Source organism: Myxococcales bacterium (genome assembly GCA_022184915.1).
GTDB lineage: Bacteria > Myxococcota_A > Polyangia > Fen-1088 > Fen-1088 > JAGTJU01.
Genome location: JAGTJU010000004.1, coordinates 308351 through 331930, shown reverse-complemented (window position 1 = coordinate 331930; position 23580 = coordinate 308351). Strand labels below are relative to the sequence as shown.

The following is a 23580-nucleotide window of genomic DNA, read 5'->3' as shown; positions in this document are numbered from 1 at the left end:
CGCCCTGCCGACCGGGCGCCTACATTCAGGGCCCCGTGTTCACCGGCATCGTCGAAAGCCTGGGCGAAGTCGTGGCGCTGTCGCAGCCCCACGCCGACGTCGCGCATCTGGAGGTGTTCACCACCTTGGATCTCGGCGCACTCGCGCTCGGCGCCAGCGTGGCCGTCAACGGGGTGTGCCTGACCCTCACGGCCAAGGCCGAGGCCGAACGGAACGAACGCGCAGGCACCTGCTTCGAGGCGGACCTCGGCCCCGAGACCCTGGCGCGGACCACCCTGGGTGGCCTCACCGTAGGCAGCCGCGTGCACCTGGAACGCGCCTTGAGGATGGGTGACTCGCTGGGGGGGCATTTGGTCTCGGGACACGTCGACGACGTGGGCCACGTCGTCCGGGCGCAGACGCTCGGCGACGCGCGCGAGCTGGTGATCGAGGTGCCCGCCGCCCAAGCCCCGGCCCTCGCACCCAAAGGTTCGGTGACCGTGGACGGCGTGAGCCTGACAGTCAATTGGGTCGATGAAAACCGCTTTCAGGTGGTGCTGATCCCCCACACTTTGTCCGTGACCACACTTGGCGAGCGCCACGCCGGCGACCGTGTCAATATCGAGACGGACCTCATGGCCAAGCACGTGCTGCGCGTACTCGAACACCACGCCGCCGTGCGGAGACGGAGACCGAAGCGTGGCTAGCGAACAGATTCTCAGCATTCCCGAAGCGCTCGAGCAGATCCGCGCGGGCCGCATGGTCATCGTGGTGGACGACGAAGATCGAGAGAACGAAGGCGACCTCACCATGGCCGCGGACCTCGTCACCTCCGAGGCCATCAATTTCATGGCCACACACGGGCGGGGGCTCATCTGCCTGGCCATGACCGAGGACAGGGTGGACCAGCTGGGGCTGCCCATGATGACCCAAAACAACCGCTCACAGCGAAGCACGGCGTTCACGGTCAGCATCGACGCCAAAGACGGTGTGACCACCGGCATTTCGGCTCCAGAACGTGCTCACACCATTCGGGTGGCCGTGGATCCCAAGACCAAAGGCGAGGACCTCGTGGCCCCGGGCCACGTGTTTCCGCTGCGCGCCCGCCGGGGCGGCGTGTTGGTGCGGTCGGGACATACGGAGGCGGCGATCGATCTGGCGCGGCTCGCGGGGCGCGGCGAGTCGGGCGTGATTTGCGAGATCATGCGCGAGGACGGAGAGATGGCCCGTGTGCCAGACCTCGAAGCCTTCGCCGAAAAACACCACCTGGGGATCGTGCGCATCGCCGATCTCATCCAGTACCGGCTGGCCCAGGAGCTGCTGGTGAGGCCCGTGGGTGAAGCGGTTTTGCCTCCGGGCGAGGGCCGTCGCAGCGGCGCCTGGCGCGCTGTGCGCTACCGCACCGACGTGGACGACACCGAATACCTGGCCCTCGTTCTGGGAGCCCCCGCTGCCGATCAGCCCACGCTCGTGCGGGTGCAGGTGGCGTCGGTGCTGCGCGATGTTTTCGGCACGGTTCCCAACGCCACGGAGCACGCCCCCAGCACCTGGCTTCGCATGATCGAAGAAGAAGGGGCAGGCGTTTTTCTGTACGTGATTGGCGGTTCGCCCGCCGCGCTGTTGCGCGACGTGCCCCTGACGCTTCCCCCCTCGCCCCTGCCCCGCGACGAGGCCATGCCCGAGGCGCCGCTGCGGGATTTCGGGTTGGGTGCGCAGGTGCTCGCGCACCTCGGCATCACGAAGATCCGCTTGCTCACGAACAACCCCCGCCGCATCGCAGGGCTCGATGGGTTTGGTATGCAAGTTCTCGCGTGTGTGCCCAGCCGGGGCCCCGCCTCCGTCGTTTCGTTGCGCGACCACGGCGCCTGAATCCCGAACCTCACTCCCCTGCCCTTTCATGCCCCACCATAACGTCAAGACACACGCTGGCCAGATCTCCGCGGCGGGCAAGCGCTTCGCCCTCATCGCCTCCCGCTTCAACGACTTCATGGTCGACAAGCTCGTCGAGGGGGCCATCGATGGCCTTCTGCGCACGGGCGCCCGCGAGGCCGACATCGAACTTTACCGGTGCCCAGGCGCGTTCGAAATCGCAGGCCTGGCCCGCCGGGCCGCCGACAGCGGTCGCTTTGATGCCATCGTCTGCCTGGGCGTGGTGATTCGCGGTGCCACGCCCCACTTCGACTTGGTGGTAGGCCAAGCCACGGCGGCGGTGGCAGCCATCGCCGCCGAGGGCAAGGTGGCCGTGGGCAACGGCATCGTGGCCTGCGAGACGATGGAACAAGCCATCGAACGGGCTGGCAGCAAAGCAGGCAACCGCGGTTACGACGCCGCGCTGGTCGCGGCCGAGATGGCACAGCTTTACGCAACGGCATTCTCCCAGTAGAAAACCCGCCTTTTCGTACCTCGGCCCGAGCTCACTCCATGGCAGGCATTCGCCGACGCGCACGCGAGATCGCACTTCAGATCTTGTTCAAGCTGGACGCCAACCCCGAGTTGGCGGCCGATGACGCGCTTGCGCTTTATTTCTCCGAGCTCGCCAGCGCCGGCGAAGAGGACGGGCCGAGCCGTCCCGGTGAATCGCTGGATCGCTCTTTCGTCGCACGCGTCGTGTCCGGGGTCAGCCAGCAACGGGCTGTGCTCGACGAAGGCCTTCAGCGCGTCTCCCGCAATTGGCGGGTGGAGCGCATGACCCGCGTCGACCGCTGTGTGCTTCGCCTGGCCTTCTACGAGCTGCGTTTCGAGCCCGACGTGCCCCCCCAGGTCGTGCTGAACGAGGCTATCGAGCTGGCCAAGCGCTTCGGAAGCGGCGAAGCGGCCGCGTTCGTCAACGGCATCCTCGACTCGGCGCTGCGCCAGTTTCCCCGCACGACCCGCTGAGGGTCCCGCGCGAGGGATACACCCCCGCAGGCGTCCCTCACGCGGGCCAGCCCGTCAGGCTGGCGGAATCGTCACGAAGCGTGTGGCATTGCCCCGACGCACCTGCAGAAGCTGTCGGCCCTTGGGGTTTTCTTTGAGCACCTGAACGGCGGCTTCGGAGTCGCTGACCGGCTTGCGGTTGATTTTCAGGATGACGTCTTCGGGCGCGAGCCCGGCGCGCTCAGCGCGGCTGCCCGGCGCCACCTCCGTGATGACCGCACCCTTGGTCTCGGCGGGAAGCCCGAGCCCCTGGGCGATCTCAGGCGTGAGGGACTGCAGGGCCAGGCCGATGCGGCCATCGCCCACCGAGGCCACGGTTTGCTCGTCTTGGCTGAGCTCTGCCAACGTGACCTTGACCGTGTTTGGGCGCCCCTCTCGCACGTACGTCAGCTTTACCTGGCTACCGATGGGCTGATCCGAGATGTAGGCCACCACATCGGAAGCGCTCTCGATGGCCTGGTCGTCGATCTTCGTGACCACATCCTGGGGCCGCACCCCCGCTTTTTCGGCGGGACCATTCGGCGTGACCTTTTCCACGACGGCGGCGCGTTCGGGCAAGTTTTTGCCCAGCTTGGCGCGCGCCTCATTCGGCAGCCGCTCGAGATCCACGATCGACACGCCCAAAAAGGCGTACCGCATTTTGCCGTCCTTGATCAGCGCCTGCGCCACGCGTTTGGCTTGGTTGATGGGAATCGCGAACCCGTAGGCACCGCCAGGGCCGGTGTTGATGAGCGTGTTGATGCCGATGACCTCGCCGTCGAGGTTCGACAGCGGGCCTCCCGAGTTACCCGGGTTGATCATGGCGTCCGTTTGGATGTACTGGCGCACGCGGTTGCCTGACATGCGCATCCGGCCGTTCGTTTTGCCCTTGCTGCTGACGATGCCGGCCGTGACCGTTTGGTCCATGCCGAGCGGGCTGCCCACGGCCAGCACGAACTCGCCCACCTCCAGTTTGTCGGAGTCACCCAGGCGCGCCGCCACGAGCGCCGTCGGCGTTTTTTGGAGGCGCACCACGGCCACATCGGTTTCTTCGTCGCGTCCCACCACCTCGCCCTCGAAGTCACGCCCGTCGGCGAAGGTGACCTTCACGTCGTCCGCGCCCTTGACCACGTGACTGTTCGTGAGGATGTGTCCCTTCGTGTCGATGACCACGCCCGAGCCCGTCCCGTGAACAGGCCCCGGAGAGGGCATGCCGCCCCCGCCGCCCCCAAACTCGAAAAAGTGGCGAAAGATGTCGGGCACATCGTCGGGCAGGTCTCGCCGCGCCTGGGGCCGCTGCTTCGGGGATTTTGCCTCGACGTCGATCCGCACGACGCTGGGGCCAAGCGCCTTGGCGGTGCCGGCAAACGCCCGCGACAACGCGCGCGCCTCCGGCGGGGCCTGCATCTTGGGGGTCACGGCGCTGTCCGTTTGTGCATGCGCCTCGGGCACCTGCACGAGCCCCGAGGTGCGCCCCCCTGCGGTCAAGGCGGCCAAAAGCACGGCCGTCATCAGAGTCCTACGGCCCCGGTTTGCCGAAAAGTGCGGAGCGAAATTCGTCATGGTGTCCTTCCGTTGCCCTCGATGGCGGGCGCCTCGTCGTTCCTCAGATGAACCTCTCCGGCGCTGCGTTTCTTCCCAGCCGACCCGATTTACGGAGCGCCCCTGCACGCCCCTTTACACGGCCCCCTCTGCGGGTCAAACCAAGCGTCCATGGTCTTCGTTCAAGGCATCGTACGCCTTCAGCCCCGCGCCCGGGGCTTCCACCTCGTGACCCGCGAGATCTTGAGCCAGGGCCCAAGCCTCGAGGGGCTTGCCGCGGGGGTTTTGCACCTCTTCATCCAACACACGTCGGCGTCGCTCCTGGTCAACGAGAACGCCGACCCGGACGTGCGCGGTGATCTCGAACGCTGGGCCAACGTGGTCGCCCCTGAGAACGCGCCCTACTACGAGCACACCCTCGAGGGCTCTGACGACATGCCGGCTCACATCAAGGCCGCGCTCTTCGGCCCCTCGCTGCTGCTCCCCGTGCGCAACGGCCAGCTGGCCCTGGGGACCTGGCAGGGCATTTACCTCGGTGAGCACCGCGACCACGCGACGGGACGCACCGTGATGGCCAGCGCCTGGGGCACGGCAGCCTGACCACGTACGCAATGCGTCTTTTCCCCCCCGCGCCGGGAATCTGAACCCCGCTGGCACGCAGCGGTTGCCAAGCGGGGCCGGGAGTAATAATCAGAGCCCTCCATGTCTAGCCCCCCGTCCTCTGGCAAGCCCTCCGCCCCCGCGGGCCTCACCTACCGCGACGCCGGTGTCGACATCGACGCCGGCAATGCGGTCGTCGACCAGATCAAGGCCCACGTGGCCCGCACGCGGCGCCCCGAGGTGCTGACGGGGCTTGGGGGCTTCGCGGGCTTGTGCGCCTTGCCGGCCGGCTACCGCGACCCTGTGCTGGTGTCGTGCACCGACGGCGTGGGCACGAAGCTCAAGCTCGCGTTCACCCTGGGGATACACGACACGGTGGGGATCGACCTCGTGGCCATGAACGTCAACGATCTGGTGGTCACGGGCGCCGAGCCGCTGTTTTTCCTCGACTACTTCGCCGTGGGCAAGCTCGAGGTGCATGTGGCCGAGCGGGTGGTGGCCGGCATCGCCGAAGGCTGTTTGCAGGCCGGCTGCGCGCTCGTGGGCGGTGAGACGGCCGAGCTGCCCGGTTTTTACCAAAAGGGCGAATACGACCTGGCGGGCTTCTGTGTGGGCGTGGTGGAACGCGACGGACGGGTGGACGGTCAGCACCTCGTCCCGGGGGACGTGCTCTTGGGCTTGGCCTCCTCGGGCTTTCACTCGAACGGCTACTCGCTCGTGCGCCGCATTTTTCTGGAGCACGCCCAGCTGCCCCTGGACGCGCAGCTCGAGGGCGTGGCGGTGCCGCTTGGTGAGGCCTTGCTCGCCCCGACGCGGATTTACGTCAAGTCGATGCGCGCGCTTTACGCGACGGGGTGGCTCAAGGGCGCCGCGCACATCACCGGCGGCGGCTTGGTGGAAAATCCCGGCCGCATGCTGCCCGAGGGCGCAGCCCTCAAGCTCGAGCTCCAGCGCGGCAGCTGGGTCGTGCCACCCTTGATGCAGCACGCGGCCCGCTTGGGCAACGTGAGCGAGGAGGAGATGCGGCGCACCTTCAACATGGGGCTGGGCATGATCGTGGCCGTGCCGGAAGCCCGGGCCGACGAAGCGGCCACCCTGCTGCGCGCGCAGGGCGAAACGGTTTTCCGCGTGGGCCGCGTGGCCTCGGCCGCGTCGCCGGGTGCCGAGGTGGAGTTCCTGGAATGAACGTGGCGGTGCTCGCCTCGGGAGGCGGCACGAACCTGCAAGCGCTGCTCGACGCCCAGGCCCAAGGCCGGCTTGCTCCTGCCCGGGTTACCGTGGTGGGGGTGAACGTGGCAGGCTGCGGCGCTTTGGCGCGGGCAGAGGCCGCGGGGGTTCCCACCTTCGTGCTGCCTCACGGCGCGTTTCCCGATCGCGGCGCATTCGACACGGCGCTGTTGGAAAAGCTGCGGGACTTCGATGTCTCGTGCGTGGTGCTGGCCGGCTTCATGAGACTTTTGACCCCCGCCTTCCTGGACGCTTTTCCTGACGGCGTGTTGAACGTGCATCCCGCGCTGCTTCCCGCCTTCCCGGGGCTGCACGCGCAAAAGCAAGCCTTCGAGGCAGGCGTGAAGTTCGCCGGTTGCACCGTGCACTTCGTCGACGCCGGCGTAGACAGCGGCCCCATCGTGGCGCAGGCGGTGGTGCCCGTGCTACCCGACGACACGGCCGAGACCCTGCAGCAACGCATCTTGCGACAAGAACACGCGCTGCTTCCCGCTGTGGTGCGGGCGCATGCCGAAGGCAGGGTGCGCCGTGAGGGCCGGCGCGTGCAGATCGACGATGCACCCCGCGCCGCCTCGGATGCGGCCCTGAGCAGCCTGTAGGCGCCTCCTCGCCTCAGGCAACTCTCAGGCAGCTTCGGCCTGGTCCAACAAGCTTTCTAACCCGCGACGACCCGGAAAGCCGGCCTGCTGGCGGACGAGCCGCCCCCGCGAGAACACCACGAAGTTCGGGATGGCCTGGACCCCGTAGCGAGCTGCCAATGCGGGCAGCTCTTCCGTGTTCACCTTCGCGATCACGGCCCGTCCGGCCCTCTGCTGGGCCAGCGCAACGAGCTCGGGCGCCGCCGCCCGGCAAGGACCACACCAGGCCGCCCAAAAATCCACCAAGACGGGCACCCGGGCCTCGCGGACGAGGTCATCGAAGGCGGTCACACTTTGCAGGTCGACGGGCTCGGCGAGCGGCGGAAGCGGGGCCTTGCAAGCACCACAACGGCCCTCGTCTGCCAAACGCGCGGCGGGTACACGGTTTCGCTGCCCACAAGAGGAACAGGTTCGGGTGAGCGCATAACTCATCACGGCCTCCATTGCATTCCGTCGAAACTAGGATGTTACGGAGGGCAAAACGATGCGCCGTTCGCGCGTATTTTGCGTCTGGCGTGCTTCGTTTGCCCCGCCAAAACGCTCCGGTGACGCCACGGTTTCGTCCGCGTTTCAAGGTGATGATTTCTTTTATCGCGGAACACCCGAAGGGTTCCGCCCCCGCTGGGGTTTGCGTTACTCTGTAGGCGCGCATGGATACGGAACGACGCATTGGACTCACCAAAGAGGGGACATTTGCCGGACAGCCTGCGGGCAGCTCAGCGGCGGAGGGCCACAAGCGCCTGCGGCAGCTGATTCTGCTCAAGCTGGCGGCGCTCGGACACCGGCTGCCCCCCAACGGCGACGACGAGCACGTGATGGAGCTCGGGCGCGACCTTTTTGCCCGCTACCGGGAGCAAAGCCGGCTGCTGAGTGAGCATCTCAACCCTGCCGATCGGCGCATCCAAGACTTCCTTGACCGGCTCTTGGCCCCCCTCGGACGCCCGGAACACGTTCACCTCGCGCCGGGTTCTTTCATTCTCGATCGCTGGGGTCTGGCTCGAGAGCTCGCTTTTCCGATGGGCAAAACGCTGTGGGAAAACGACTACGTCACAAGCTACCGCACCGCCAACGGCGTGATTCACAACCCCGTCAACGATCGCCGCACCACGAAGGGCGTGTTTCACGTGGCCGATGTGGGGCTGCCCGTGCCCGCCGACAAGATCGCCGTGCCCCTGCTCGCCTACGCGCGCATGCTCCGGGCGGCGTTCGACGCGCCTGCAAGCCTCAAGCGGGTGCCCTTTTCGGCAGCCTGGGACGAGCCCGTGGAGACCATGGTGTCTTTGTTGCTCCGCCCGCTGGTGTGCCCCGAAGTTCCCGGACGTACCCCGGAAAAGCGCATGGAGATCCGCTTCTTCGTGCCCGGCGGTCTGGTGTCGAACCTCGACTTCGTCGAAAGCATCTTCGGTAACGCCGGCGATCCGTTCCTTCCGGAGAACGACGCAGCCCTCGACGTGGACCACTGGACGGGTCACACAGGCTGCGTGATCCTGGCCCCGCACCTCACGCAGCTAAAAAAGCGTGAGCTCGGACTTCCCCACGAGCGCGACGCCAGCCCCCGCCAAAAGCGCGAGGGCATGTTCTGGCGCGACGGCGAAACCGGCGCAGACGAACTCTATAACGGTGGAAAGCCGTTCAAGGTCACGGCGCGCGACCCAAGCGGGGTGATGGTCACGATCCTCGCCGACAACTACTTCGGTTACTGCAAAAAGGAGGTGAAGACCCAGATCGGCTTCGCCGCTAACCTTTTCGGCCTGGCCGAGGAAGAGCACGCCGGGGGGGCCCTCGCGTTTTCGTCGTACAACCTGGGCGACAAGTTCACGCCCGATCCGCGCTACTACGACGGCGGGCATACGTTCGCAGAGGTTCAAGCTCTGCTGGGAGACGCCATCACAGTGCATGACACGGGCTACGCCACCGACAAGGCCTACCCCACGATTCACTACGTGCCCGAAGACGTTCAAATGGACGTGACCACGCAGGCGGCGCGCTGGACGAAGGGAGGCGAAGAGCAAACGCTTCGCCTGATGCCGGGCCACGTCTACGTGCACCCAAGCGGCTACAAGGTCCGGCTGGAAAAGCACCCCGCCGCGCCCAGCTGGCGCCTGGTGGGCGCCGTGGCCGAGGGTGTGTTCTGCCACAAGCCATGCACCGTCTCGGGCGGCGGCAAATCGGAGATCAGCAAGAGCATCCTGGATTCGGTGCTCTACGGGCCCATCTACGTCAGCGACGTCGAAAAAGACCTGGAGCTGGTCGACGAGATCTTCAAGCACTCTTATGCCGAGCGCTGGCTGCCGGGGCGCGACCCGAAGAGGGTGTCGGCAGATGGCAGCAGCCGCCCCGTGTTGTCGCCCGCCCGTTCGCTGGGTTCCGTCATCAAGCTCCTCACGCCCAACGAGTTCGATTACACGCCCGAGTACAACACGTGGTTGAGGAGCATCCCGAACCACGTCCGGGCGCTGGTGTACGTGATCAAGCGGTTTTACAACGCCAGCTGGGGAGATGACTGGCGCAAGCGCTTCACCGTCGACATCGTCAACGGGTCGTGGGGGCACGAGCTCAAGTACGACGGCCGTAGGCTGGTGGGCAGTTACCTCCGGGTGGGCCTCTCGCCTGATGGCGCCTGGCGTACGTTCAAGCTTCGGCAGGACTTCATGCCCGCGGACAAGGTGCAGATGGAGGACGACATCACCGCGTCCGTGGTGGTGCCCACCGAGGTGCTTTTGGACCTGCCGGCCTTCTACAAAGATCACCCCAGCTTGAAGCTGGCCCAAAACTGCGAATTCCGCCTGTTTCAGCGTCCCGACGAGGCGATTCACCCCGGTTTCGACAAGCAGACGGAGATTGACATGTCCGAGGCGGGTGTTTTCGCCTCGAATTTCCAGCCGCTCGATCGCGCCGAGGTGCAGGAGATCGTGGAGGATGTGGCCCTGTTCGATGCCTTTACGAAGCCCATGCAGGACCACCTGCAAAGCTCCTTGGACGCAGGGCAAGACTACACCTTGTGTTCGGCGCGGCCGCGCATCGTGGACGGCAAACCCAGCAAGAACCCGCGGTACTTGCAGGTGCGTCCCGACGTGTCGCGGCCCCGGGATCGCTACCTGGCCGAGGTGAGCACGCGCCTGGTGCGTCGCGTCCCCCCTGACCGTGCCGTGTCCTTCCCCGTGACGAGCGTGCTTTCGGGACGGCGCAACAACCCGCCCGAAAAGGGCATTCGCCCCCTGTGCGTGTTCAACCCCATCCACTATCAGGAGCTGCCCGAGCTCTTCATGGACTACGTGTGCTCGGTCACGGGCAAGTCACCAAGCACCACCGGTGCCGGCTCGGAGGGCGCTTTGACCAAGGGGCCATTCAATGCGATCTGCGCTACCGCCGATCTCAATAACTCCCTGGTGTCGATGTTGCTCACGGGCTACGCGGGCTTCTCCACCGCCGCGGGCTGGGTCGGGCCCGACTTTCGCTTCGACCACGACATCAGCCTGCTCATCCCCGAGCTGTGGTGCCGGTTGACGCCCGCCGAACGCAACCCGGCGTTCCTCATCGCCGAGGGACATCTGGAGAAGCTCGAGGACTTCGACCACGGCGGGCAAAAGGTGCTCGCGAGCCGCCTGGGATACCGCATCACCAGCCGCTTCGTCCGCACCTATTTGGGCCGCGTTTTTGATAACCCGCGCGCGGTTTTCACCGATGAAATCTTGCGGCCAGAGCTGCAAGACCCAGCCGTGTTCGCCGATGGCGTCAACAACATTACAGAGGCACAACGGCGGGCAGCCTTGGCTTACTTCGAGGACGGCAGCATCGACGACGCCTGCCCTCCCCTTGCCGCCGTTTTGCACTTGATGGCGCACGGACACTACGAAGGCAAGGACGCCGCGCACCCCGAGCTGCGGGCGCTCTTTACCCGCGAGGCCTTGCTGGCAAGTGATTGGTATCAGAGGCGCCTGCAGATCAAACAGCAGCGCGACGCCAGCCTCTGGTCTCGTCACGTGGTGAACCTGCGCGCCTTCCTGGCAAAGCCCGGGCATCGCGACGAGGCCGACCGTCTCGGCATTCGGGCGCGCCTGGTGCGGGCGGAACGCGAGCTGACCCGGGTTTCGTCTCCTCAGTATTTGGAGGATCTGCAAGGCACGATCGGCGCCGATCCCATCCACGAAGACAGGCAGGAACAGCTCGGCGAGACGGAGCGGCTCGCCGCCGGGGCGTGAGCGCCCTCAGATCGTTTGCCAGAAGAAGGCGGCGGCTCAGGCGGCCAGCTTGGCGCCGCCCAGGATGGCGTCCACGTCGAGCAGTGTGATCATTTTTTCGTCCAGCACGGCAATGCCGCGCGCCAGGGCCTGCTCACCGGATTGCAGCGTGGGCACGGCGCGAATGGACGTGGCGGGGATGTTGGTCACATCGGACATGGCGTCGACGATCACGCCCAGCATGCGCTCCTCACCCGCTTGCTTCACCCGCAGGATCACGATGACGGTGGTCTGGCCATGCGGTTGTGAGGGCAAGCCCAGCCGCTCGCGCAGGTCTGCGATGGGCACCACGTCGCCCCGGATGTTGATGAGGCCCTTGACGAACGCGGGTGCCTGCGGGAAAGGCATGGGCACGGACCAGCCCCGGATCTCCTGGACCCGCAGGATGTCGACCCCAAACTCCTCACCGTTCACGATGAACGTCAGAATCTGCGTCTCGTCGCTCACGGGGCCATGCCCACTCACGCTTCGGTACGCTTCAACGGAACCAGACATGTACCAGCCTCCTCATGCTGCGATCTTTTCGTAACGCGCGGCCTTTGCGCGCGCCATGCGGCCCAGGCCCACCACGTCGAGGATGAAGGCGATGCGTCCATCCCCCAACACCGTTGCCCCGGAGAGCCCCTCGACCCGCTCGAAGTTCGTTTCCAGGCTCTTCACCACCACCTGCTGCTGGGCGAGCAGCTCTTCCACCAAGAGCCCCACCAACTCACCGTCCGACTCGACCACGACCATCAATTTCTCGAGGGGGTCATTGACTGTCGTGGGCACCCGCAGCAGCCGGGCCAGATCGACCACCGGCACGATCTGGTCCCGAAGACGGTAGACGGGCAGCCGCCCTTCGACTTTGCTGAACGTCTTGGGATCGAGCTGAATCGACTCGACGATCGAGAGGAGCGGCACGACGTAGGAGTACTCTCCCATCCGCACGAGCTGCCCGTCGATGATGGCAAGCGTAAGCGGCACCCGGAGAGCCACGCGGGTGCCCTCGCCCGGCCGAGACGATACCGATACATCGCCACCGAGGGCACGAATGTTTCTGCGCACGACGTCCATGCCGACGCCTCGCCCCGAAAGATCGGTGATGGTCGAAGCCGTGGAGAACCCGGGCGCGAAGATCAACTCGAATACGGCGTTGTCATCGGGCTCGACGTCATCGCCCATCATGCCAAGCTTCCTCGCCTTGGCGAGGATCCGATCACGCGAGAGCCCCCGCCCGTCGTCCTGCACCTCGATGATGATGTCGCCCCCACGGTGGTACGCCTTGAGTTCGATGACCCCCGCAGCAGGCTTGCCGGCCGCCATGCGCTCGGCCGCGCCTTCGAGCCCATGGTCCAAAGCGTTGCGGACCAGATGCACCAGCGGGTCGGAGAGCTTTTCGAGGACGGTCTTGTCCACCTCGGTGCTCTGACCCGACAGCTTCAGCTCGACCTTCTTCTCGAGCGCGCGCGACGTATCGTGAACGAGGCGCGGGAAGCGTGCGAACAAGATGCTCACCGGAAGGCTTCGCAGCCGCATCACGCTGTCCTGCAGGGCGCGGGTGTTGCGCGCCAGCTGCGAAAGCCCCTCGCGGATGCGCGCCATACGCCCCGGATCGATGGGCCCCTCGTCATCCAGCTCTCCCAGCATCGACTGCGTGATCACCAGCTCGCCCACCATGTTCATGAGCTGGTCAACCTTGTTGATCGAGACGCGAATCGAGTTGAGTTGATCGTCGCTCGTCGGGCTTCCCCGTTCAGGTCCCGGGTGTCCCGCCGCAACCGGTGGGGGTGCGGCCGCGCTTTCCGGCGGGCGCGGGGGCTCGGCCTCGATCGGCTCGACGCCAAGCTCGCACTCATCCTCGACCCAGGAGAAAACCTCGAGGATCTGCGCCTGGCTCACAGAGCCTCTGAGTTCGAGCGTCCACGCCAGATGGCAAATCTCCGGCTCGAGGGACGCGAGATCCGGAACGCCGGACGTATCGGCAGTGACCGCGAGGCTCCCCAACTCCGCCAACTCCCTGAACAGCCGCAGAGGCTCGTTGCCCCCGGAGAGCAAGCCTGCGTGGGGACGAAAGTGGATCCGAAAAGCGGCCGCCGAGGGCACGGCCTGCGGCGCCGGAGGCGGCGGCGCGAGCGTCGGGGCGGAGCTTTGTGGCGTCACCTCGCGGGCTGCCGTCTTCAGGGCCTCCAACACGGGCTTGAAGGGCTCACCATCGGCCGTTCCCCCTCGGCCGATGTCCTCAAACAAGTGTCTGAGCGCATCGACGCCGCGCAAGAGCAGCGCCGTCAGAGGCGGCGTCACCGCCCGGCGCCCGCTCCGCACACCGTCGAGCACCGTCTCCATCTCGTGCGCGAGGGCCGTGATCGACGGGAACCCGAAGGTGCCCGCCGCTCCCTTGAGGGAGTGCGCCGCGCGGAAGATGTCGTTCACCATCACCGCGTCCGGTCCCGAGGCGTCGAGGCCCAGTAGGCCCTCCTCGAGCCGCGCCAGGCCCTCGTGGCTCTCTTCGAGGAAGGTTCCCAGAAGCTGCCTCTGCAAATCAGAAATCGTGGGACTCATACTCGACCTCGTCTCTCTCGCCCCCTTACGGACACTCGCCTTTCACGGCTCCCGTAGGCTCAAAAGAGAAGCGCCTCCCCCTCACTGACGGCCGCTTGGCTCTCGTCACGCTCGAAGCAGATCTCGAAGCCTTCAATCAGCTCGACATCGATCCACACCGTGATGCTGCCCCCCGGGGCGTCGAAGACGAGCGGTTGCAAGCCGGAACGGGCCTCCAAAAAGATGTGCTCGCCGCGTAGCACGACCGGCGTGCTGATGGCTATGTCCACCTGGTAGGGAAGCAACTGGTTTTTCACACGGCCTGCGAGCTGGTTCGACAACTCTGCCGTCCAGTCACGCTGGGAAGCCGCCCTGACTGGGTTTGACCCCTCGAGCGGGCCCTGGGACGCCGAGAGCACCAAGCTCCCCCGAATCCCGTTGCCCGTGAAGCCAACGATGCCGCAGTACAACATGCCATCGGCCTGTGAGCCTCCTAAACCGTCCGGAGACACCGTCACGTGATAGTCCTGGAACAACTTCACGCACGCATCAGTCGTCAACGAACTCATCAGTTCCCGAACACGCTGCTCTACGTCCATTGCTTCTCCTTCAATTGCCCACCAATGGCATGCGGCTCCCACCGCAGCCTGACTCGAGACGCCTCGCGATTTCGAGGAATCGGGGGATGGTGACAATCCCTTGAGTCACAACGAAACGACGCGCCGGATTCAAGCCCACCAACGACACACCGATGATCTCCGCACACAGTTCGATTCCCAGACTGCACCCGAGGAGGAAAAGTCGACATGAAACGCGTCTTGGTCGTAGATGATTCACCCAGCGTACGGCAGCAAGTGGGCATGGCGTTGAGCCAGGCCGGTTATGACGTCGTGGAAGCCGGAGACGGCACAGAGGGCGTCAGCAAGATCAGCGCCGACAAAGCCATCGGGCTCGTGATCTGTGACGTCAACATGCCGAGGATGAACGGCCTCGAGATGATCGAGGTCGTAAAGAAGGAACCCGCCAACTCTGCACTTCCCATCATCGTGCTGACGAGCGAGGGGCAACCTGCCCTCATCGAGCGCGCGAAGAAGGCCGGTGCCAAGGGCTGGATCGTGAAACCCTTCAAGGCCGATCTCCTGGTGGCCGCCGTGAAGAAACTCCTCGCCGCTTGATTCTCCGCCAATGGTCGTCGATTCCGAGGCCAAAACGATCGGAGAGCAGGCCGTAGCCATCGGCCTGGCGCTGCGATCTTCCCTCACCGAGCGCATCGGAGAGGTGGTGGGCATGACCGAGCGGGAGGTCATGGCCGCCGGCGAGAGCGTCAACCGCATCGTCAAGATCGCCTCCCGCCAGCTCGAGGCGCTGCGAAACGTGCTGCGGCAGGGCGCGAACGACAGCGCCTCGCCCATGGGCCGCGCCATCGCAACCCAGCTGCGTCGCGCGGCGGGGTTTGCGAGCGACATGGCGTCACGCATCGCCGAGCAACGAGAAATTGCCACACAAACCGCCCAGAGCGCCGCGGGCATTGCCGACGCCGCGGCCAGCGTTCAGGGCCTCACCCGCAGGGCCAACATCTTGGCCCTCAACGCCCGTATCGAAGCGGCGCGGCTGGCAGAGAGCGCGCAAGGCTTCTCGGTCATCGCCACGGACATGAAGAACCTGAGTCAGGCCATCGCCCAGTTGAACGGAACCATCCAGGGTCTGGCCCACACCGTCCAGACGCTCTTGCCCAAGATGGTCGCAGGCGTCGAGAGCATGAGCCGAAGCTCCGAAGAATTCTCGAAAGGTTTACAAGATGGCATGGCGGACCTCGAGGCGGCTTCGCGCGGCCAGCAAGAGGACGTGGCCGTGGCGCTCGCGACCAGCGACACCGCCATGAACGACATCATGCACGCATCACATGAGGCGCTGTCGCATCTGCAGTTCCAGGATGCCGTGGCTCAGGGCCTGATGCGGCTCGACAACCGCGCCCGCGAAGGGGTGATTGCCCTCTGTCGCCTGATGGGGCTCGACGTCGAGACCCACATATCGCCCGCCATGCACGTCGAGATCGGCGGAGACAAGCCCGTCGAAAACTCGAACGCCGGCGAAGTCTTCCTGTTCTGAGACAGGCGCAGGAGGGGACGGAAGGACCGCCTTCGGAGCCGCTGCCCAAGGAGCAGCCCCGAGGGCGGAGCCGGGGCCTTTCAGTCGAGGACTTTGCGGACCGTGGCCAGGAGCTGTTCGGGGTCGAAGGGTTTCACCAGCCACCCCGTGGCCCCCGCCTCCTTGGCAGAGCGCTTTTTCTCGGGGTCCATCTCTGTCGTCAACATCAGCACCGGCGTGAACTTGTAGGCGCCGATGGCCCTGACGTTCCGAACGAAGGTCAGGCCGTCCATGATGGGCATGTTGACATCGCTGATGAAGAGCTGAATGAGGCCGTTTTTGGCCAGGTTCAGCGCCTCCGTCCCATTGCTCGCTTCGACCACCTCGTGACCCGCGGCCACGAGGGTGGCGCTTACCAACTTGCGCATCGACACGGAGTCGTCGATCGTCATGATCCTTGCCATTTGTTCCCTATTCCTCGCGACCGAATCCCAAGGCGTTCCCTAGACCCAGACGCCTTGCATTGTCCACCAAGATCCCGGCGGGATTCGCCAGGGTCCACTCGCACCTTGCCTCCAGACTCGCGCGGCGCGAGGCCACGAGAAGCTGAAGTCCCGCCGTGTCCACGCGAACCACATCCGCTGCGTCGAGCACGAGAGCACGCGCCTCGTCGCTCACGTCCTGCAGGCGCGCAAGGGTGTCGTTAGCGCACGAAATGGTGAGCTCGGCAGGGAGGCGTAACCTCACAGCGGCAAGACCTTCTAGCGTAGCCATGCCAGGCGAATCGGTTGATTCGTCGCGCGCCTTGAACGGTAACCGCCTTCGATGCACCAAAGCGCTCTACCTGCTCGCTCGGCGGGTGCAAAGTGCGCTTATTCAGCCCGTGACCTAAACCCGGCGAGGAGGGCTGCCGATGGCCCACGCCGAGGCTCGAGAGTGGAGAGCAAGACAATAGCGGTCACAGGTCTGAGGCACAGCTTGGATCTCGTCCTGGACGGGCTCAAAGGGGACCTGGGACGAGCCAGAGCCGTCGTTCGCGACGCGGTCGGGCACCTCCTCGTGAGCTTCAAAGGGCTCGAGAGCGTGGTGGCGACCCAGCGCTCGTTGCTCGAGTCGGTCTCGAGTGCTCTCAAGGACAACGCGCTCAAAAACGGCGTGGGGCTCGCGGGAACCACGACCAAGCTGCTGACGGAGTTCGTGGACCAAGTGGTTCGCGTGAGCGGCATCAGCATGCAAATCATCGAGCACGTCATGGTGCTCTCCGAGCACGTCGACGGCATTGCCCGCGACACCTCCGGCATCGACCAGCTCGCGCGGGAGTCGCGGTTCATCGCCTTCAACGCGCGCATCGAAACACAGAGGGCTGGGGAGGCGGGGGCGACCTTCAAGGTCGTTGCCGACGAAATCAAACGGCTCGCTACCGCTTCTGCCACCTTGAGCGCGCACATTCGGCACGAGGTCACCGAATCACTCGGCTGCTTGGGCCGTATCCGCAAGAGCGCCACCGACCTGGCGTCCCACGACATGAACACCGCCATCGAGTCTCGCACGGGCCTGTTCGACATCGTCAGGCGGCTCGATGAAGTCAACGAGGTCCTCGAGAGCACGCTCAGCAGGGTGTCGAACCTCATCTCGGACGCCACCCGCTCCCTGCAGTTCGAGGATATGTTGACTCAGCTCATCGATAGCATCACGGAGAAGGTGAATACCCTGGGGTCCCTCACCCACCGTGCGCTGGCAGCCGCCGCGGACGAATCCGGTGAGACCTTCAAGCACCTTCAGGACATCGCCCGGGAGCTCGACTGTATCGCGAAGCCCGGGGCGGTCGCCCAGACCAGCATGAAGCGCGGCGACGTCGAACTCTTCTGAAAGGGAAATTCATGCCTGTCGAGGTCAGCTTTGACGAGCAAAAGAACGAAGTGACCGTCGTGGTGACGGGGCGCTTCGACTTTACCTGCCACAACGACTTCCGCCGGGCGTTCGCCCTGGGATTCGCAGGCGCCAAGTACCGTGTGGATCTTGGCCAGGCTTCGTACATGGACAGCGCTGCGCTGGGCATGCTGCTCCTGCTCCGCGACAAAGCAGAAGGCGATCCGGCACGCGTCGAGGTGGCCAACAGCCGGGGCCAACCTCGCGACGTCCTGCAGATCGCCAACTTTGGCCAGCTGCTGCGCTTGACGTGAGCTTGCACGCCGTGGGTCATCAAGGCGGCCCTCACCAGGTGGCGTGGAGCGGAAGACCGCCCGAGCCCGCCTGGCACGCGGCCCTCGCGGAGGCGGATGTGGCGCTCGTCGTACAAGACGAAGCGGAGCCCGTTGCGCCGCCGCCGGCCGCCGCCTGCGTGGTCCTGCGTGGCGGCGCCCCGATCGCTCTGGTTCGTCGCCTCCTGGAAGCCCGCGCGGTGGGCGGTCACGCGCTGGCCGTCGTGGCCATCCTCGATGCGGAGGCCCCTTGCCTCGAGCCCCTCCTGCGCCGGCTGGGCATGACCTCGTGGATTCGAGAACCCCTGACGCCGGAGGATCTTGCCGTCCTGGTTGCTGGCGCCGCACGGGCCCGGGTGCGCGGCCGCGTTGAAGACCTGTCGCTGTCTTCCGGCGCCCTGCGCGAAGCGCGGTTCGCGATTCGAACGCCCCGTGAGGCGCACGCGCTTGCGCGGAACTTGGCCGCGCACTGCCCCAGACCCGAGCGTCAACAGCTTGGGCTCGAAGAACTCCTGCTGAACGCCATCGAACACGGAACGCTGGGGATCGACGGGCGGCAAAAGTGCGAGATGCTCCTTCAAGGCGTGGCGTGGTGGGAGGAGATCGAACGGCGACTCGCGCAGCCAGAACATCGTGACAAACGCGTCCAACTCTTTTGGAGCGTTGGACCGGCCGAGACGGTGATCACCATCGTCGACGAGGGCCGGGGCTTCGACCACCAAAGCTTCTGGAATGCGCCAGGAATCGATCATTTGGCTCCGAACGGCAGAGGCTTGGCGTTGGCGCGCGCGCTTGCCTTCGACGAATTGCACTTCGAGGGCCTGGGAAACATCGCTGTGGCGCGGGTTCGTCACGGGGGGGCGGGGGCGACCCAGGACGTGCCCCGGGCCTCTTCACCTGCCCCTCCCGGCGTCATCACGACCAACGCCGCGCTCACCCGGCAGCGGGATGACCTGCTCATGCTCAGCCTGGCAGCCAAGCAAGAACAGGAAGTGGCGTTGAGGGTGGTTAGCCGCATCCTCGAGCAGGGGCATCTGGAGCACCCTGCGGTGCACTACTTGCTAGCACCCCTCGAAACGTTTTGCGGCGACGTCATTCTCGTGCACCAACTCCCTGACGGCGGCCTGCGCGCCCTCGTCGCCGACTTCGCCGGGCATGGCCTTGCCGCCGCGATGGGCACCATTCCGCTGGCATCAACCTTTTTTGCGACCGCCCGCAAAGGCGTGGGACTCCCCGAGTCCCTGGCGACGATGAACGACCGCCTTCACGACCTCATGCCCACGGCCTTTTTCTGTGCCGCCGCCGTCGTGGAACTCGACGGCACCTGGCAAAACCTTCGCCTCTTTACCGCGGGCACGCCCCCGATCCTTGTCCTCGACGCTGCCCGGGGTGGGCTTCGGCGCTGGAGCCGCCCCTGCTTGCCCTTCGGTGTGGTTTCGTCGTCGAAGCTCGGGTTCGAGGTGGGCACCTTGGCGGTGCGGGAGGGCGATCGCGTCTTTCTTTATTCCGATGGCATCACCGAGCAAAGCGACGCGCGCGGTGAGCTGTTCGGCCAAGAGAGACTGGAGGCTTCCCTCGCTCGGTCGGGGCCCGGGGACCACATCCTGGCCCGGCTTCAAGACGAGCTGGCCGCGTTTCGGGGCTCGCAGCGTCGCTCCGACGACCTTACGTTTCTCGAGCTGACGGTGCTTCCCCCGCCCCACCGCAAGGCCCAGCCCTACCACTCGGGAACCTGGCCGGTGGTCTCACCTCAAGACCTCCGCTGACGCAGCCGATTCTCTAGCAACAGCTTCTGGGCTCACATGATCGAAGGAATGGAAGAGGTCTTAGCAGAGTTCTTGGTCGAGAGCCGGGAGGGCCTCGATCGCCTCGATCGCGACTTGGTGACCCTCGAAGAGACTCCCAATGACCGTGAGCTGGTCGCGCGGATCTTTCGCTCAGCCCACACCATCAAGGGCACGTCTGGGTTCCTGGGATTCTCGAAACTCGAAGCGCTCACCCACGGCGGCGAAAGCTTGCTTTCACGTGTTCGCGATGGCGAGCTCGCCATCGACGACGACAAGATCAGCGCCCTGCTTGCGATGGTGGATGCGATCCGCAACATGTTGGGTGAGATCGAGGTGGGCGGAACCGACGGAGACGGTGACTACACCGAGCTCACCGAGCGCCTCAAGGTGCTCTCCACGGGCGGAGCGGCTCCCGCGCCTCGACCAGCCCCTGCGCCCTCGCCCAAACCCGCCGCCAGCGCGCCCGCGCCTGCGCCCCCGCCGCCGCCGCCTCCCGAAACGCCCGTCAGCGCGGCCGAGCCTCCAGCGGCGGCAGAGCCAGCACCCGCCCATCACGAGAGCCACCATGGCAACGAAACCGTCCGCGTGGATGTGGCGCTCATCGACCACTTGATGGACTTCGCCGGCGAGCTGGTGCTCACACGAAACCAAATTCTGCAGCTGCCCCCGACACACTCGGACCCCACCTTGGCTGCCGCGGCCCAACGGTTGAACCTCATCACCATGGCCCTCCAGGAGGGCATCATGCGCATGCGCATGCAACCGGTCGATCACGTCTTCAGCAAGTTCCCGCGGATGGTGCGAGACCTCTCGCGCGCCTGCCGCAAGCTGGTACGGGTGGAGCTGGACGGAAAACATACAGAGCTCGACAAGACCCTCATCGAGGCGATCAAGGACCCTCTGACCCACCTTCTGCGCAACGCCGTCGACCACGGGATCGAGGCCCCTGACGTACGCCAAGCTCGTGGCAAACACCCCGAAGGGAAGATCCTGGTCCGGGCCTTTCACCAGGGCGGCCAGGTCAACATCGAGATCACCGATGACGGCAGCGGCATTCCCCTCGACCGCGTCAAGGAAAAGGCTCTTACGCGAGGGCTCGTAACGCCGGAGCAGGTGGCAAATTTTTCAGAGTCTGACCTCACCGGGCTCATCTTTTTGCCTGGATTCTCAACCGCCTCGGAAGTCACGAACGTCTCTGGGCGCGGTGTGGGCATGGACGTGGTGAAGACCAACGTCGAGAACATCGGCGGAACCGTCGAGGTTGAAACGCGCCCTGGCCAGGGCACGACCTTCCGTCTGCGGATACCCCTCACGCTGGCCATCGTGCCGGCCCTCATCGTCACCTCCAGCGCCGACCGCTTCGCCATCCCTCAGGTGAACCTCCTCGAGCTCGTTCGGGTCGAGGAAGGACGCAACGAACAGCTCATCGAATACATTCACGGTGCACCCGTTTACCGGCTAAGGGGAAAACTGCTGCCCCTCGTCATCTTTGACGAACAGCTCGGCCGCCCCGCCGAGACCGGTCAATCATTCTACATCGTCGTCCTGCAAGCCAGCGGACGGCAGTTCGGTCTGGTCGTCCAGAACGTCACGGGCCAACAAGAGATCGTCGTCAAGCCTCTGCCCCGCCAGGTCAAGGAGGTGGGACTCTTCGCGGGAGCTACGATCCTGGGCGACGGACGGGTCGCCCTGATCCTGGACACCCTGGGACTCGCACAAAAATCACACGTGGTCTCTGAGCTCCGCGAGCGCACGGCCCTGCCACGGCTTTCCGATCTCATGAACGCCGCGCAGGCGCGGACGACCTATCTTCTCTTTCGGGGCCCCGACGACGGCCGCATGGCGGTTCCGCTCGAAAAAGTCACACGTCTCGAGATCATCCCCAAGCAGACCTTCGAGAGTTCAGGAGCGCACGAAGCGATCCAGTACCGAGACGCCATCATGCCAGTCGTTCCGCTCGAGCAGATCGTGGTCGAACGGCGCACCCGTCCCCGCAACACGGATCTGCCTGCGGCCGCCTCGTCGGACGAAGCCAACGTCATCGTCTTCGAGCGCAGTGAGGCCTACGTCGGCGTCGAGGTTGCCGACATCCTGGACATCGTCGAGGGGCCTTCATGCCTTCAAGCCACAGGGGTTCGACCCGGCGTGGCGGGAACGCTGGTGATTCAGCAGCGGATCGCCGAAGTCATCGACATCGAGTACCTCCTGGAGACGGTCCTTGGCCCCGTCCCGCAAGCTCTGAGGCCCACAGGATAAGATGGAACCACTTTGCACCTTCTATCTCGAGAACTACTTCCTCGCGGTCGACGCCTTGCGCGTCCAGGAGGTCTTGAGGCATCACCCCCTGACCGAGGTCCCGCTGGCGCCGCCGACCGTGCGAGGGCTCATGAACCTGCGGGGACAGATCGTACCCGTCCTCGATTTGCGTTCGCGGTTCGGGTTTTCCCCCATGCCTGCCGGGAGGAAAGCCTTCAACGTCCTCCTGCGACAGCCGGATGGCCTCGTCAGCTTTTCGGTGGACCGAGTGGCCGATGTGATTGAGGTTCCGGCAGAGGAATTCGAACCCATCCCCGAAACCCTGCAGGGAGAAGGGCGCCGCTTGCTCAAGGGCGCTTACAAGCTGGACAAACGTCTCCTGTTGGTCCTCGACGCTGATCGGGCGATGGACGTCGCCTCGTACTGACTGGAGTCAACGCGCATGGAATTCAGAAATACTGGCGGGGTTCGCAGGGGCGTCCGTCGCATCATGTTGCTCGCGACGATAGGCATCGTGGTTCAAGCCCTCGTTGCGCACGCTGCGTACCGAGCCTTTGGCTCGAGCAGCAGCCTGGCAAGCTTGGCTGTGGTCGCCGCAGCGGGGACTATCTTCCTCCTCGTCTTGCGCCTCGTCTCGGGTGACGTCGTCCGCACATTCTCGCTGCCGCTGCAGGAAGCCCAAAGAGTCCTCGACGCGGTTGCCGAACACGATCTGACCGCGCGCCTTACACCCAAAGACGAAACAGACCTTCTTGATCTCTCCCACTCCATCAACCAGACCGTCGAAACCCTGCGCTCGACCCTCCTGAGCGTGAGGGGCCAAAGTGACACCTTGATCGAAGCTGCCGACACGCTTCGCCTCGTGAGCGAGCACATGAGCGCCAACGCAGAGGAGACGGCGGCGCAGGCCAACGTGGTGAGCGCCGCCTCGGAGCAGGTGTTTCAAAATGTCTCTGCCGTCGCGGCAGCCACCGACCAGATGAAGGCGGCCGTCCAGGAGGTCTCAGACAACAGCTCGCGCGCCTCCGGTGCGTCTCAGCAGGCGGTGCGTGCGGTCGAGAGCGCCAGCGGGGCCATCCAGCGCCTCGGCGACTCGAGCGCGGACATTGGAAAAATCGTTCGCATCATCAACAGCATCGCAGAGCAGACAAACCTGCTTGCCCTCAACGCCACCATCGAGGCCGCACGCGCAGGCGAGGCCGGCCGCGGCTTCGCCGTCGTCGCCAACGAAGTCAAAGAGCTCGCCAACGAAACAGCGCGGGCTACGGCCGACATCGCCAAGAAGATCGAAGCCATTCGCGGCGACACCCAATCTGCGGTGCAAGCCATCGGGGACATCAAGGAAGTGATTGGCGGTGTCAACGAGATGCAAAGCCTCATCAGCGCGGCGCTCGAAGAGCAGCGCAGCATCGCCTCCGAGATCGCCCGCACCCTGGGCGAAGGCGCCCGCGGCACCCGTGAAATCACCAGCAACATCGCTGGTGTCGCAGCGGCAGCGCGGAGCACCTCTTCCGGTGCTGCAGATACCCGCCGGGCGGCCGACGAGCTTACACGGCTCGCCGACTCACTTAAAAACGTCCTGTCCCAGTTCGCGTACTGAAGAAAG

The 23580-nt window shown here is 65.3% G+C and carries 23 protein-coding genes; 16 read left to right on the top strand and 7 right to left on the bottom strand.

Annotation, left to right across the window (positions count from 1 at the left end; all coding sequences use genetic code 11):
* Window positions 1–35 precede the first annotated feature (35 nt).
* From KA712_16415 to nusB, 4 genes are read left to right on the top strand one after another with little or no spacing between them, the layout of a single operon-like run.
* Entirely contained in the window at window positions 36–686 is a 651-nt protein-coding gene (locus KA712_16415) for a riboflavin synthase (protein ID MCG5054549.1), read from the top strand.
* 52 nt (window positions 687–738) lie between these two features.
* Window positions 739–1848 carry a 3,4-dihydroxy-2-butanone-4-phosphate synthase gene (gene ribB, locus KA712_16410; GenBank protein MCG5054548.1) on the top strand — a complete coding sequence of 370 codons (1110 nt, stop codon included), beginning with the start codon at window positions 739–741 and terminating at the stop codon, window positions 1846–1848.
* A gap of 28 nt (window positions 1849–1876) precedes the next feature.
* Window positions 1877–2362 carry a 6,7-dimethyl-8-ribityllumazine synthase gene (ribH, locus tag KA712_16405; GenBank protein ID MCG5054547.1) on the top strand — a complete coding sequence of 162 codons (486 nt, stop codon included), beginning with the start codon at window positions 1877–1879 and terminating at the stop codon, window positions 2360–2362.
* Window positions 2363–2400: 38 nt separating this feature from the next.
* Window positions 2401–2856 carry a transcription antitermination factor NusB gene (gene nusB, locus KA712_16400; GenBank protein ID MCG5054546.1) on the top strand — a complete coding sequence of 152 codons (456 nt, stop codon included), beginning with the start codon at window positions 2401–2403 and terminating at the stop codon, window positions 2854–2856.
* Window positions 2857–2910: 54 nt separating this feature from the next.
* Here nusB and KA712_16395 read toward each other — a convergent pair whose 3' ends face one another.
* Window positions 2911–4437, bottom strand: a complete 1527-nt coding sequence (locus KA712_16395) for a trypsin-like peptidase domain-containing protein (protein ID MCG5054545.1) — start codon at window positions 4435–4437, stop codon at window positions 2911–2913.
* 150 nt (window positions 4438–4587) lie between these two features.
* On the opposite strand from KA712_16395, the gene KA712_16390 reads away from it, so the two are divergent.
* From KA712_16390 to purN, 3 genes are all read left to right on the top strand, one after another.
* Complete coding sequence (locus KA712_16390; protein ID MCG5054544.1) at window positions 4588–5016, top strand: secondary thiamine-phosphate synthase enzyme YjbQ; 429 nt, start codon at window positions 4588–4590, stop codon at window positions 5014–5016.
* Between the two features lie 102 nt (window positions 5017–5118).
* Window positions 5119–6201, top strand: coding sequence for a phosphoribosylformylglycinamidine cyclo-ligase (purM, locus tag KA712_16385; protein ID MCG5054543.1), 1083 nt, complete (start codon window positions 5119–5121; stop codon window positions 6199–6201).
* Window positions 6198–6842: a phosphoribosylglycinamide formyltransferase gene (purN, locus tag KA712_16380; protein MCG5054542.1), complete on the top strand. Its 645-nt coding sequence runs from the start codon at window positions 6198–6200 to the stop codon at window positions 6840–6842. The genes purM and purN overlap by 4 nt, the downstream gene beginning before the upstream one ends.
* A gap of 24 nt (window positions 6843–6866) precedes the next feature.
* Here purN and KA712_16375 read toward each other — a convergent pair whose 3' ends face one another.
* On the bottom strand, window positions 6867–7313 hold the full coding sequence (locus KA712_16375; GenBank protein MCG5054541.1) for a thiol reductase thioredoxin: 447 nt from the start codon (window positions 7311–7313) through the stop codon (window positions 6867–6869).
* A 218-nt stretch (window positions 7314–7531) separates the two neighbouring features.
* Between KA712_16375 and KA712_16370 the strand changes: the two genes are divergently transcribed.
* On the top strand, window positions 7532–11083 hold the full coding sequence (locus tag KA712_16370) for a hypothetical protein (protein MCG5054540.1): 3552 nt from the start codon (window positions 7532–7534) through the stop codon (window positions 11081–11083).
* Window positions 11084–11119: 36 nt separating this feature from the next.
* On the opposite strand, the gene KA712_16365 is transcribed toward KA712_16370, so the two are convergent.
* Genes KA712_16365 through KA712_16355 form a run of 3 tightly spaced genes read right to left on the bottom strand, consistent with a single transcriptional unit; the run spans window position 11120 to window position 14241 of the window.
* Window positions 11120–11617: a chemotaxis protein CheW gene (locus tag KA712_16365; GenBank protein MCG5054539.1), complete on the bottom strand. Its 498-nt coding sequence runs from the start codon at window positions 11615–11617 to the stop codon at window positions 11120–11122.
* Between the two features lie 12 nt (window positions 11618–11629).
* Window positions 11630–13663: a chemotaxis protein CheA gene (locus KA712_16360; protein MCG5054538.1), complete on the bottom strand. Its 2034-nt coding sequence runs from the start codon at window positions 13661–13663 to the stop codon at window positions 11630–11632.
* Window positions 13664–13722: 59 nt separating this feature from the next.
* Complete coding sequence (locus KA712_16355; GenBank protein MCG5054537.1) at window positions 13723–14241, bottom strand: chemotaxis protein CheX; 519 nt, start codon at window positions 14239–14241, stop codon at window positions 13723–13725.
* 207 nt (window positions 14242–14448) lie between these two features.
* Between KA712_16355 and KA712_16350 the strand changes: the two genes are divergently transcribed.
* Together KA712_16350 and KA712_16345 are read left to right on the top strand one after the other, a co-directional pair.
* Window positions 14449–14817, top strand: a complete 369-nt coding sequence (locus KA712_16350; protein ID MCG5054536.1) for a response regulator — start codon at window positions 14449–14451, stop codon at window positions 14815–14817.
* 10 nt (window positions 14818–14827) lie between these two features.
* On the top strand, window positions 14828–15751 hold the full coding sequence (locus KA712_16345; protein ID MCG5054535.1) for a hypothetical protein: 924 nt from the start codon (window positions 14828–14830) through the stop codon (window positions 15749–15751).
* 80 nt (window positions 15752–15831) lie between these two features.
* Here KA712_16345 and KA712_16340 read toward each other — a convergent pair whose 3' ends face one another.
* The gene (locus KA712_16340; protein ID MCG5054534.1) at window positions 15832–16182 is read right to left on the bottom strand and encodes a response regulator; all 351 of its coding nucleotides are present in this window, start codon (window positions 16180–16182) and stop codon (window positions 15832–15834) included.
* A gap of 19 nt (window positions 16183–16201) precedes the next feature.
* A complete protein-coding gene (locus tag KA712_16335) occupies window positions 16202–16477 on the bottom strand; it encodes an STAS domain-containing protein (GenBank protein MCG5054533.1) in 276 nt (91 codons plus the stop codon).
* A gap of 189 nt (window positions 16478–16666) precedes the next feature.
* Between KA712_16335 and KA712_16330 the strand changes: the two genes are divergently transcribed.
* The 6 genes from KA712_16330 to KA712_16305 are packed head-to-tail and all read left to right on the top strand — an operon-like array spanning window position 16667 to window position 23574.
* On the top strand, window positions 16667–17599 hold the full coding sequence (locus KA712_16330; GenBank protein MCG5054532.1) for a methyl-accepting chemotaxis protein: 933 nt from the start codon (window positions 16667–16669) through the stop codon (window positions 17597–17599).
* An 11-nt stretch (window positions 17600–17610) separates the two neighbouring features.
* A complete protein-coding gene (locus KA712_16325; protein ID MCG5054531.1) occupies window positions 17611–17913 on the top strand; it encodes an STAS domain-containing protein in 303 nt (100 codons plus the stop codon).
* Window positions 17910–19697, top strand: coding sequence for a SpoIIE family protein phosphatase (locus KA712_16320; protein MCG5054530.1), 1788 nt, complete (start codon window positions 17910–17912; stop codon window positions 19695–19697). Before KA712_16325 ends, KA712_16320 begins: the two co-directional genes overlap by 4 nt.
* Before the next feature lie 48 nt (window positions 19698–19745).
* Complete coding sequence (locus tag KA712_16315) at window positions 19746–21974, top strand: chemotaxis protein CheA (GenBank protein ID MCG5054529.1); 2229 nt, start codon at window positions 19746–19748, stop codon at window positions 21972–21974.
* 1 nt (window position 21975) lies between these two features.
* On the top strand, window positions 21976–22401 hold the full coding sequence (locus KA712_16310) for a chemotaxis protein CheW (protein MCG5054528.1): 426 nt from the start codon (window positions 21976–21978) through the stop codon (window positions 22399–22401).
* Window positions 22402–22416: 15 nt separating this feature from the next.
* Entirely contained in the window at window positions 22417–23574 is a 1158-nt protein-coding gene (locus KA712_16305; protein MCG5054527.1) for a hypothetical protein, read from the top strand.
* The last annotated feature ends 6 nt before the right edge of the window (window positions 23575–23580 follow it).

Excerpts from the sequence above, each read along its gene's own strand:
- ribB (MCG5054548.1), top strand. The coding sequence starts at position 739 with ATGGTCATCGTGGTGGACGACGAAGATCGAGAGAACGAAGGCGACCTC.
- ribH (MCG5054547.1), top strand. The coding sequence starts at position 1,877 with ATGCCCCACCATAACGTCAAGACACACGCTGGCCAGATCTCCGCGGCG.
- nusB (MCG5054546.1), top strand. The coding sequence starts at position 2,401 with ATGGCAGGCATTCGCCGACGCGCACGCGAGATCGCACTTCAGATCTTG.
- KA712_16395 (MCG5054545.1), bottom strand. The coding sequence starts at position 4,437 with ATGACGAATTTCGCTCCGCACTTTTCGGCAAACCGGGGCCGTAGGACT.
- KA712_16390 (MCG5054544.1), top strand. The coding sequence starts at position 4,588 with ATGGTCTTCGTTCAAGGCATCGTACGCCTTCAGCCCCGCGCCCGGGGC.
- purM (MCG5054543.1), top strand. The coding sequence starts at position 5,119 with ATGTCTAGCCCCCCGTCCTCTGGCAAGCCCTCCGCCCCCGCGGGCCTC.
- purN (MCG5054542.1), top strand. The coding sequence starts at position 6,198 with ATGAACGTGGCGGTGCTCGCCTCGGGAGGCGGCACGAACCTGCAAGCG.
- KA712_16375 (MCG5054541.1), bottom strand. The coding sequence starts at position 7,313 with ATGAGTTATGCGCTCACCCGAACCTGTTCCTCTTGTGGGCAGCGAAAC.
- KA712_16370 (MCG5054540.1), top strand. The coding sequence starts at position 7,532 with ATGGATACGGAACGACGCATTGGACTCACCAAAGAGGGGACATTTGCC.
- KA712_16365 (MCG5054539.1), bottom strand. The coding sequence starts at position 11,617 with ATGTCTGGTTCCGTTGAAGCGTACCGAAGCGTGAGTGGGCATGGCCCC.
- KA712_16360 (MCG5054538.1), bottom strand. The coding sequence starts at position 13,663 with ATGAGTCCCACGATTTCTGATTTGCAGAGGCAGCTTCTGGGAACCTTC.
- KA712_16355 (MCG5054537.1), bottom strand. The coding sequence starts at position 14,241 with ATGGACGTAGAGCAGCGTGTTCGGGAACTGATGAGTTCGTTGACGACT.
- KA712_16350 (MCG5054536.1), top strand. The coding sequence starts at position 14,449 with ATGAAACGCGTCTTGGTCGTAGATGATTCACCCAGCGTACGGCAGCAA.
- KA712_16345 (MCG5054535.1), top strand. The coding sequence starts at position 14,828 with ATGGTCGTCGATTCCGAGGCCAAAACGATCGGAGAGCAGGCCGTAGCC.
- KA712_16340 (MCG5054534.1), bottom strand. The coding sequence starts at position 16,182 with ATGACGATCGACGACTCCGTGTCGATGCGCAAGTTGGTAAGCGCCACC.
- KA712_16325 (MCG5054531.1), top strand. The coding sequence starts at position 17,611 with ATGCCTGTCGAGGTCAGCTTTGACGAGCAAAAGAACGAAGTGACCGTC.
- KA712_16315 (MCG5054529.1), top strand. The coding sequence starts at position 19,746 with ATGGAAGAGGTCTTAGCAGAGTTCTTGGTCGAGAGCCGGGAGGGCCTC.
- KA712_16310 (MCG5054528.1), top strand. The coding sequence starts at position 21,976 with ATGGAACCACTTTGCACCTTCTATCTCGAGAACTACTTCCTCGCGGTC.
- KA712_16305 (MCG5054527.1), top strand. The coding sequence starts at position 22,417 with ATGGAATTCAGAAATACTGGCGGGGTTCGCAGGGGCGTCCGTCGCATC.